The organism is Mesorhizobium sp. M7A.F.Ca.CA.004.06.1.1 (assembly GCF_003999135.1).
Taxonomy (GTDB): domain Bacteria; phylum Pseudomonadota; class Alphaproteobacteria; order Rhizobiales; family Rhizobiaceae; genus Mesorhizobium.
The window spans coordinates 1-782 of sequence record NZ_RZPQ01001300.1 but is presented as its reverse complement, the minus strand read 5'-3'; the positions used below and the strand labels follow the sequence as shown (position 1 = coordinate 782).

General features: G+C 62.7%; 1 protein-coding gene. It reads right to left on the bottom strand.

All coding sequences use genetic code 11. The annotated features are described in order from the left end of the window. Positions 1 to 160: 160 nt before the first annotated feature. Positions 161 to 782, bottom strand: a 622-nt coding sequence (locus EN906_RS35925; RefSeq protein WP_164777696.1) for a protein-L-isoaspartate O-methyltransferase, incomplete at its 5' end; no start/stop codon positions are given.

The following is a 782-nucleotide window of genomic DNA, read 5'->3' as shown; positions in this document are numbered from 1 at the left end:
CCATGGGAACCGCGCCGCGCCTGCTTCTCTCATTGATCAGCCGGCGCCGCGTGTTCGATGTTCCCTGCTGCTCACCCCAAAGTGCCCCCAGTTTGGCATCAGCAGCGATCGTTCAAATGCAAGCGACCATGACAAAGCCTCTGCTGCAAGGCCAAATCATTCAGAATTCGAAAGCACGAATGCGTTCAAACCCCGGTAGTGGCTTAATTGCCGCATTAAATGCCCGTCTTCCGGTTACAACCCCCCCGGCCTTGAAAAAGAGACGAGCCACGCCGGAATTGCCCTGCCCTTCGACGGCGACAAGGCGGCCGCCCTCGGCGAGCTGGTCCAGCAGCGTCACAGGGACTTCCGCGACGCTGCCGCCGACAAGGATGACGTCATAAGGCGCCTGGGCGGCATGCCCTTGCGGCAGCGCACCCTGGACGACGGTCACATTGCCGCAGCCCAGCGACGAAAGCGTCGATCTGGCGGTTTCCGCCAGCGCCGAATCACTCTCAAGCGCCACCACGGACCTGGCCAGCCGCGACAGGATGGCCGAGGCGTAGCCGGTTCCGCAACCGACATCGAGCGCCGAATCGGTCGGATTGATCTCGGCCAGTTGGATAAGCTTGGCCAACGGGGATGCTTCCATCAGGTAGCGTGCGCCGTCCGCGCCGGCGGCAATGCGGATGTCCTCGTCGATATAGGCGAGATCGCGCTGGGCGGCGCCGACAAACATCTCTCTTGGGATGACAAGCATTGCATCAAGCAGCGGCGCGCTGGTCACATCGGTGGTGCGGACC